The following is an 8,572-nucleotide window of genomic DNA, read 5'->3' as shown; positions in this document are numbered from 1 at the left end:
GTGGCCGTGGCGGTGGTGGCTGTGGGCGAGGGCAGCGAGGCCGCCGCCCTGGCCTTGCTCACCGGGCTGCGCCGGGCCGGCATCGCCGCCGAACAGGGCTGGCGCGGCAACCTCAAGAAGAAGATGGAACGGGCCGGAAAGTCGGGCGCGCGCTTTGCCGCGCTGATCGGCAGTGACGAGCTGGCCGCGGGCACGGTCACGCTCCGCGATCTGGCCAGTGGTGCGCAGGACAGCGTTCCTGCCGCCGCGGCGGTGACCGCGCTGGCCAGCCGGCTGGCATGACCCTGGCCACATGAAGCTCCCGACCGACCTGATCGCCCAGATCGAGCGGCGCCATGCGGCGCTGGCCCACGACATGGGCAATCCGGCGCTGCCGCCCGAACAGTTCGTGGCGTTATCGAAGGATTATGCGGAGCTGACCCCGGTGGTGGAGGCCGCGCAGGCCTGGCGGGCGCTGCTTGCCGAACGGGACGAGTTGGCCGCCATCCCGCCGGGCGACGAGATGCACGCGCTCGCCCAGGAAGAGCTGGCCAGCATCAATGCGCGCCTGCCCGAAGCCGAGCGCGCACTGGCGCTGAAGCTGCTGCCGCGCGATGCCGCCGATGAACGTTCGGCGGTGCTGGAAATCCGCGCCGGCACCGGCGGTGACGAGGCGGCGCTGTTCGCCGCCGACCTTGCCCGCATGTATGAGCGTTATGCCGCAAGCCACGGCTGGAAATGGGAAATCTTGTCCTCCAGCGAATCCGACCTAGGCGGCGCCAAGGAGATCATCGCCAGCGTGAGCGGCGCCGGCGTGTTTGCCCGGCTGAAGTATGAAAGCGGCGTACACCGGGTGCAACGGGTGCCGGTGACCGAGGCTGGTGGCCGCATCCACACCAGCGCCGCCACCGTCGCAGTGCTGCCGGAAGCCGAGGATGTCGACATCGCCATAGACGAGAAGGACCTGCGGATCGATGTCTACCGCTCGTCCGGCGCCGGCGGCCAGCATGTCAACACCACCGACAGCGCGGTCAGGATCACCCATATCCCGACCGGCGTGGTGGTGGCCGTGCAGGACGAACGCAGCCAGCACAAGAACAAGGCCAAGGCCATGAAATTGCTGCGCACCCGCCTGTTCGATGCCGAACGCGAACGGCTCTCCGCCACCCGCTCCGCCGATCGCAAGGCGATGGTGGGATCGGGCGACCGTTCGGAACGCATCCGCACCTACAATTTCCCGCAAGGGCGCGTGACCGACCATCGCATCAACCTCACCCTGCACCGCCTGCCCGAAATCCTCGCCGGCCCTGGCCTCGACGACGTGGTGAGCGCGCTGATCGCCGAAGACGAGGCGGCGCGGCTGGCCAGCCTCAACTGATGCCGGCGCAGCGTATCGCCGATCTGTTGCGCACAGCGGCGACGCGGATCGGCGGCGAGACCCCGCGCCTCGATGCCGAGGTGCTGCTCGCCCATCATCTCGGCTGCACCCGCGGCGACCTGCTGCTGCACCCCGACCGGGCCGTTGATGGCGAATCCTTTCAAGCCCTTGTCGACCGTCGTGCAGCCGGCGAGCCGATTGCCCACATCACTGGCAGGCGCGAGTTCTGGTCGCTGGACCTGGCGGTCACCCCCGATGTGCTGATCCCGCGGCCCGACAGCGAGACGCTGATCGAGGTGGCGCTGCGGCTGTGCGCGCAACCGCCGGCGCGCATCCTCGATCTGGGCACCGGATCGGGCGCGCTGCTGCTGGCGGCGCTCCACGAATATCCGGCAGCGACCGGGCTGGGCATTGACGCCAGCCCGGCCGCGCTGGCCGTTGCGACGGAGAACGCCCGGCGCACCGGTCTCGCCCAACGCGCCCAATTCCAGTCCGGCAACTGGGGGGAGGGACTGGCAGAACGCTTCGACCTCATCCTGTGCAACCCGCCCTATATCGCTGAAGATGAACCGCTTTCGCCCGAGGTGCGGGCCCATGAGCCCGCGACGGCCCTGTTCGCCGGTGCCGATGGCCTGGATGACTATCGTCGCATCCTGCCGCAACTGCCGGGCCTGCTGGCGCCGGGCGGTCTCGCCGTGCTGGAGATCGGCTGGCAGCAAGGCCGGGCCGTGAGCGCGCTGGCGGCGGAACAGGGCTTCCTTGCCGAGGTCCACCCCGATCTGGCCGGACGCGACCGCTGCGTGAGCCTGCGCCTCAGCTGCGGCGGTACTGAATGAAGCCCGAACGGCGGGCGACATGATCATAGAGGCGGCGCGCCCGGTGATTGTCCTCGTGCGTCAGCCAGTGCACCACCGCGACACCGCGCGCATCGGCTTGACCACGGACATATGCGATCAGCGCCGCGCCAACCCCGGCCCCTCGCGTGCCCTCTTCGACATAAAGGTCCTGGAGGTAGCAACTGTCGGCGATGTCCCAGCAGGTTCGGTGCCAGATATAATGGACGAGCCCGACCGGGGCGCCGTCGATCAGGGCCAGCGCGCCATTCACCGGCTCAGCCGGATCGAGCAGCCGCGCCCAGGTGGAGCGATGCACCTCTTCTGAAAGATCAACAGCATAGAAACGCTGATAGAGGCCCCATAGCCGCCGCCATGCGGCCTCGTCAGAGGCCTCCAGGGGGCGGATGGTCAGTGGCTGGCCACTCATGCGGCGTCCCCGGTCTGGCGTTCGGCGGCCTTCACCTGCTGCCAGTAACGCTCCTGCTCGTCGAGGGAGAGGGCGGGGAAACCCGGCCCAGCCAGCGCCTCCATCGCCTTGAAACGACGCTCGAACTTGGCTGAACCGGCGCGCAGCGCGGCTTCGGGATCGATGGCGTGGCGGCGGGCGAGATTGGCCAGCACGAACAGCACGTCGCCCAGTTCCTCGGTGCGCTCTTCGAGGCTCGCGGCGGCGTCGAATTCCGCCAGTTCCTCGTCCAGCTTGGCGCGCACGCCGGCCACATCGGGCCATTCGAAGCCCACCCTTGCCGCACGCGCCTGCAGTTTTTCGGCACGCATCAGGGCGGGCAGGGCGGTGGCGACGCCATCCAGCGCGGAGACCGGGCGCTCGGGCTCTCCAGCGGCCGCCCGCTCGGCGGCCTTGATGCGTTCCCATTCGTCCTTCTGGGCCTCGGCGCTGGCGGCGCGACGCCCATCGCCAAATTCATTGGCGCCGAAGATATGCGGGTGGCGCCGCTCCATCTTCTCGCACAGGGCCGTCACCACGTCGGCCAGCGCGAAATGCCCGGCTTCCTCGGCCATACGACTGTGGAACACCACCTGGAACAAGAGGTCCCCCAGTTCCTTCTTCAACTCGGCCATGTCGCGGCGGGCAATGGCGTCGGCCACCTCATAGGCTTCCTCGATCGTGTAGGGCGCGATCGTGTCGAAATCCTGGGCCAGATCCCATGGGCAGCCGGTTTCGGGATGGCGCAGGGCCGCCATGATGCCGGCAAGGCGCTGCAGCGAGAGCGGGGGCGTATCCATGCGCCTTTCCTGCCGCAGCCGGCCAAACCATTCAATGGGCCGGGCTTTCAATCGCCAGACACCCAGGCTATGGCGCGGCGCGAGGGAGGCGAGCCCATGTTCACACTCTATGGCGACAAGGTCTCCGGCAATTGTCTGAAGGTGAAGTGGGTCGCCGATCACCTCGGTCTTGCCTATCGCTGGGTCGATGTGGACGTCGTTGCCGGCGAGGCGAAGTCACCGGACTATCTGGCGCGATTTCCCATGGGCCAGGTGCCAGCGCTTGAACTGGCCGATGGCCGCCGGCTCGCCCAATCCAATGCCATGATGCTCTATCTGGCCGCCGGCACCACGCTGGTGCCGGCCGAGCCGTTCGCCCATGCCCAGATGCTGCAATGGCTGTTCTGGGAACAATATAGCCACGAGCCGGCGATCGCGGTGCGGCGCTTCCAGAAATTCTACCTCGGCAAGCCCGATGAGGCGATCGATCCGGCGCTGATGACCAAGGGCCGTGCCGCGCTGGACCTGATGGAAGGGCATCTGAGCGGGCACGATTGGTTTGTCGGCGATGGCCTGACCTGCGCCGATGTCGCGCTCGTCGCTTATACCCGGGTCGCGCATGAAGGCGGCTTTGATTTGGTCGAATGGCCGGCGGTGCGCGGATGGGTTGGGCGGGTGGAACAGGCGCTCGCCATCCGCTGAGGGATGGGGGATGAGCGGCAATCCTGGCCCTGAAGCCCCGCTCTGCAATCCCGATAATATATATTATGTATAATGCCGCCTTGGCTGCGACACGCTCTTGGCGAAGCCGCAGCTTCCCCCTAACGCTGGCCCATGGACATGCCGCCTCCGCAACTGCCCCAGGGCGCCGATCTGTTCGGCGACATCGAGCGGACGCCGGCCACGCGCTGGCGGGAATATCTGCCAGGCCTGATGGTGGCCGTTCTCGCCACGCTGGCCGCTGCCTCGCTCGCTGATCGCTACAATGCGCCGCTCACGCTGCTGGCGCTGCTGATCGGCCTGGCCATGAACTTCCTGTCGGCTGATCGTCGGCTGACGCCCGGCCTCACATTGGCCAGCCGCGAACTGCTGCGTTGGGCCATCGTGCTGGTGGGCGCCCGCATCACAATTGAACAGATCATCGCGCTTGGCCCGCAATCCTTGCTGGCCGTTCTGGCCATCGTGGCGCTCACCATCGGCGCCGGCGTGCTAGCCGCACGGCTGCTGGGCTTCACCCCGGCGTTCGGCACGCTTTCGGGCGGCGCAGTTGCCATCTGCGGGGCTTCGGCCGCCATGGCGCTGTCGGCAACGCTGGGCGAACGCAGGGTGCGCCAGGCCGAGCTCACGCTGGTGCTCGTTGGCACCTCGGCGATGAGCAGCGCCGCCCTGGTGCTATATCCGGCGATCTGTGAACTGTTCAAACTCAACGACATACAGGCCGGCTTCGTGCTCGGCGCATCCATCCATGATGTCGCCCAGACGCTGGGCGCCGGCTATGCCTTCTCCACCAGTGCCGGTGAAACCGCCACCATCGTGAAGCTCGCCCGCGTAGCGCTGCTGGCACCCGTGCTGGCGCTGGTGGCGCTGGCTTTCCCGCAGCCCCTGAAGATCAGCGGCGGCACCCGTGCGGCACCGTTGCTGCCCTGGTTCGTCGTCGGCTTCTTCGTTGTGGCCTGCATCAATTCTACCGGCATGATTCCGGTTCAGGTCTCTGGACTTGCAGCAGATTCGGCAGGCTGGATGCTGGCCGTCTCGGTCGCGGCCACCGCCATAAGGTCGCCGCTTGGCGAGATACTGAAGACCGGGCCGAAGCCGCTGCTGGTCGGCATCATCGCCAGCCTCACCAGCCTTGTGGCGGCGCTGGCCTTTGCCATCACGACGCTATAGCGCGATCACCATCCCGTCGTGGCCGGGCTCGACGCCCGCCGGCAACTCGGCGCACAGGGTTGCATGGTCCATGGACTGGTCCATGTGCGTGAGCACCGCCCTGCCCGGCTGGCGTTGTGCGATCCAGTCGAGCGTCTGGGCCAGATGACTGTGCGTGGGATGCGGCTCGCGGCGCAAGGCATCGACCACCCACAGGTCCAGGCCGCTCAAAGCGGCATCGGCACGGGCATCAAAACCTTTTACATCAGTGGAATAGGCGAAGGTTTTGCCATTGCAATCAAAGCGTACGCCAGTCGATTCGATGTCACCATGCAGCTGCGGGAACGGCGTGACAACGAGCGCGTCAAGCTCGACCGGCGCCGTGAAATCATGCGCCCGGCACGAAGCCGGATAGCCGGGCGCGCCATCGAACACATAGTCGAAACGAGCCTTCAGCACGGCGAATGTCGCCGGGCTGGCCCACACGTCCACCGGCCGGCCCATGGCGTGGAACACCTGCCGCAGATCATCGATGCCATGGGCGTGATCGGCATGATCATGGGTGATCACCACGGCATCAAGATGCGCCACCCGCGCACTCAGCAGCTGTTCGCGACAATCCGGCCCGCAATCGACCAGCACGCGTTTGTCCGCCGCTTCCACCAGCACCGAAACGCGGCGGCGGCGGTTCTTGGGGTTGGCCGGATCGCACTGGCCCCAGTTGCCGGCGCCATCCGGCCCGCCGATGCGCGGCACCCCGCTGGAGGTGCCGCAGCCCAGGATGGTGACCTTCATGCCGCCTTGGAAAACAGCGCGCGGAAATTGTCACTGGTGGTGGCGGCCAGTTCGGCCTCGCTGACGCCGCGCAAGGCGGCCAGGAAGCGCGCGGTGTGCGCCACGAAGGCCGGTTCGCAGACCTTGCCGCGCATCGGCACCGGCGCCAGGAACGGCGCATCGGTTTCCACCAGCAGGCGGTCCGCCGGGATGGCGCGCGCGGTATCCTGCAGGTCGCGGGCGTTCTTGAAGGTGACGATGCCGGAGATCGAGATGTAGAAACCCAGCGCAAGTGCTTCATCAGCAAAGGCCTGGCTGGCGGTGAAACAATGGATCACCCCGGTGAGAGGCCCCTCGCCTACCTCCTTGAGCAACGCCAGCGTGTCGGACTCGGCATTGCGGGTGTGGACAATCAGCGGCAGGCCTGTGGCGCGCGCGGCGATGATGTGGCTGCGGAAACTGGCCTGCTGCCGCGCCCGGTCCGACTTGTCGTAATAGTAATCAAGGCCCGTCTCGCCGATGCCGATCACCTTCGGATGGGCGGTGGCGTCGATCAGGGTCGCGGCATCGGTGTCGGGATGCAGATCCGCCTCGTGCGGGTGGATGCCCACCGTGGCCCACACATCGGCTTCAGCATCGGCACGGGCAATCACCTCGTCCCACTCGCTGCGGCGGGTGGAAATGCCCAGGAACCCCGACACACCGGCGGCGCGCGCCCGCGCCAGCACGCCGTCCACATCTTCCTTCAGGCCGGGATAGTTGAGGTGGCAGTGGCTGTCGATGAGCACCGGTTCAGCTTTCCAGGGTGATGCGCGGGAACACGCCGGCCGGCGGCGGCAGCTGCGCACCGGCGGCAACCGGCGTGTTCAAGGCGTTGAAATCACGGGCATCTGCCGCGACGCCCAGCTGGTCAAGCAGGCGCGCGCAGCTGCCCGGCATGAACGGCTGGGCGAGCAGCACGATCCGCCTTGTGGCATCCAGTGTGGCGGCCAGCACCTCGGCCATGCGCGCCACATCCGTCTTGGCCAGCGCCCAGGGCGCGTTGTCGGCAAAATAGAGGTTGGCGGCATTCACCATCCCCATCAGCGCCTCCAGCCCGCGATGCAGGGCGAGCGCGTTCATGGCAGCGAAATAGGCATCCGTACCATCGTGGAAGGCCTGCTTCAGGCGCAACTCGCTGTCCCCTGCGGCGCCCCGCGTCGGCATCACACCGCCCAGGTTCTTCGCCACCATCGACAGGCTGCGCTGGGCAAGGTTGCCGATGCCATTGGCCAGATCGGCATTGGTGCGCTCCACGATCGCCTCGTCGGAATAGCTGCCATCCTCGCCGAAGGCGACCTCGCGGCACAGATACCAGCGCAACCGGTCGACGCCGAAGCGGCTGACCATCTCGGCCGGATCGACGACATTGCCCAATGATTTCGACATCTTCTCGCCGCGGTTGAGCAGGAAGCCATGACCGAACACGGTCTTCGGAAGCGCCAGGCCGGCCGACATCAGGAAGGCCGGCCAATAGACGGTGTGGAAGCGCACCACGTCCTTGCCCACCACGTGCAGGTCCGCCGGCCACCATTCGCCGTCAAGCCCGCCCTGCCCGCTGGCATCGGCGCCGGTCAGGTAATTGGCCAGCGCGTCGAGCCACACATACATGACATGGCGCTCGTCGCCGGGCACCGGGATGCCCCAGCTGAACGACGTGCGGCTCACCGACAGATCCGAAAGCCCGCCGGCGACAAAGGCGCGCATCTCGTTGAAACGGCTTTGCGGTTGGATAAAGCCAGGCTGGCTGTCATAGAGCGCCAGCAACCGCTCCTGATAGGCCGATAGACGGAAAAACCAGCTCTCCTCCACCGTCCATTCCACCGGCGTGCCCTGCGGGGAGAGCTTCACCGTCGTGCCGGCGGCATCCTGCGCCTCAACCAGTTCGGCCTCGTCATAATAGGCCTCGTCGCGCACCGAGTACCAGCCTTCGTAGCGCCCAAGATAGAGATCGCCATTGGCGGCCATGCGCTGCCACAGCGCCTGCACCAGCGCCTTGTGATCGGGATCGGTGGTGCGGATGAAGCGATCGAAGCTGATCTCCAGCGCCGCATCGAGCGCCTGGAAGGGTGCCACCATGGCATCGACATAGGCCTTCGGCGCCTGCCCGGCGGCGCGGGCGGCCTGGTCGATCTTCAGGCCATGCTCATCGGTGCCGGTGAGGAAGCGCACATCATGGCCATCGAGCCGCTTGAAGCGGGCAATGACATCCGTGGCGATCGCCTCATAGGCATGGCCCATGTGCGGCCGCCCATTGGGATAGGCGATGGCGGTGGTGACATAGAAACGGGGCGTGCTCATCGGGCAGCGCAATGCGGCAGAAGCCGCGTTTGTTCAAGCCAGTGGTTCAGGCCGGCACGGCGGCAAGGTGCAGCGCCAGCCGCCACGCGACCTGGCCCGGCTCCAGCTGCAGCGGCACCGCCTCGCGCGCCAATCGGTTGGCGGCCTCCCATTCGGCCAGCGCCGCCTCTCGCGC

At 67.1% G+C, this 8,572-nt stretch carries 10 protein-coding genes; 5 read left to right on the top strand and 5 right to left on the bottom strand.

What is annotated here, in order from left to right:
• The 3 genes from GJV64_RS08105 to prmC all read left to right on the top strand — a co-directional run.
• Positions 1–282 (top strand): His/Gly/Thr/Pro-type tRNA ligase C-terminal domain-containing protein (locus GJV64_RS08105; protein ID WP_235927660.1); only part of this gene is annotated, 282 nt, incomplete at its 5' end.
• Between the two features lie 10 nt (positions 283–292).
• On the top strand, positions 293–1,357 hold the full coding sequence (prfA, locus tag GJV64_RS08100) for a peptide chain release factor 1 (protein WP_164156756.1): 1,065 nt from the start codon (positions 293–295) through the stop codon (positions 1,355–1,357).
• A complete protein-coding gene (prmC, locus tag GJV64_RS08095) occupies positions 1,357–2,193 on the top strand; it encodes a peptide chain release factor N(5)-glutamine methyltransferase (protein ID WP_164156755.1) in 837 nt (278 codons plus the stop codon). Before prfA ends, prmC begins: the two co-directional genes overlap by 1 nt.
• On the opposite strand, the gene GJV64_RS08090 is transcribed toward prmC, so the two are convergent.
• Positions 2,171–2,620 carry a GNAT family N-acetyltransferase gene (locus tag GJV64_RS08090; protein WP_164156754.1) on the bottom strand — a complete coding sequence of 150 codons (450 nt, stop codon included), beginning with the start codon at positions 2,618–2,620 and terminating at the stop codon, positions 2,171–2,173. The two genes, prmC and GJV64_RS08090, sit on opposite strands and share 23 nt — an antisense overlap.
• Entirely contained in the window at positions 2,617–3,438 is an 822-nt protein-coding gene (gene mazG, locus GJV64_RS08085) for a nucleoside triphosphate pyrophosphohydrolase (RefSeq protein WP_164156753.1), read from the bottom strand. The genes GJV64_RS08090 and mazG overlap by 4 nt, the downstream gene beginning before the upstream one ends.
• A gap of 96 nt (positions 3,439–3,534) precedes the next feature.
• Here mazG and GJV64_RS08080 point away from each other — a divergent pair, with 96 nt between their 5' ends.
• Both GJV64_RS08080 and GJV64_RS08075 read left to right on the top strand, forming a co-directional pair.
• Positions 3,535–4,119, top strand: a complete 585-nt coding sequence (locus GJV64_RS08080; RefSeq protein WP_164156752.1) for a glutathione S-transferase family protein — start codon at positions 3,535–3,537, stop codon at positions 4,117–4,119.
• Positions 4,120–4,251: 132 nt separating this feature from the next.
• Entirely contained in the window at positions 4,252–5,304 is a 1,053-nt protein-coding gene (locus GJV64_RS08075) for a YeiH family protein (protein WP_235927659.1), read from the top strand.
• Here GJV64_RS08075 and GJV64_RS08070 read toward each other — a convergent pair.
• Genes GJV64_RS08070 through metG form a run of 3 tightly spaced genes read right to left on the bottom strand, consistent with a single transcriptional unit; the run spans position 5,299 to position 8,397 of the window.
• Positions 5,299–6,078, bottom strand: coding sequence for an MBL fold metallo-hydrolase (locus GJV64_RS08070; protein ID WP_164156751.1), 780 nt, complete (start codon positions 6,076–6,078; stop codon positions 5,299–5,301). The genes GJV64_RS08075 and GJV64_RS08070 overlap by 6 nt on opposite strands.
• Positions 6,075–6,845 (bottom strand): TatD family hydrolase, encoded by a 771-nt coding sequence (locus GJV64_RS08065; protein WP_164156750.1) that lies wholly within the window; start codon positions 6,843–6,845, stop codon positions 6,075–6,077. The genes GJV64_RS08070 and GJV64_RS08065 overlap by 4 nt, the downstream gene beginning before the upstream one ends.
• A 4-nt stretch (positions 6,846–6,849) precedes the next feature.
• Positions 6,850–8,397, bottom strand: a complete 1,548-nt coding sequence (gene metG, locus GJV64_RS08060; RefSeq protein WP_164156749.1) for a methionine--tRNA ligase — start codon at positions 8,395–8,397, stop codon at positions 6,850–6,852.
• Positions 8,398–8,572 lie beyond the last annotated feature (175 nt).

Source organism: Sandarakinorhabdus rubra (assembly GCF_010994245.1).
GTDB classification, from domain to species: domain Bacteria; phylum Pseudomonadota; class Alphaproteobacteria; order Sphingomonadales; family Sphingomonadaceae; genus Sandarakinorhabdus; species Sandarakinorhabdus rubra.
The sequence above is the reverse complement of the archived record's forward strand: the minus strand, read 5'-3'. Positions and strand labels throughout refer to the sequence as shown.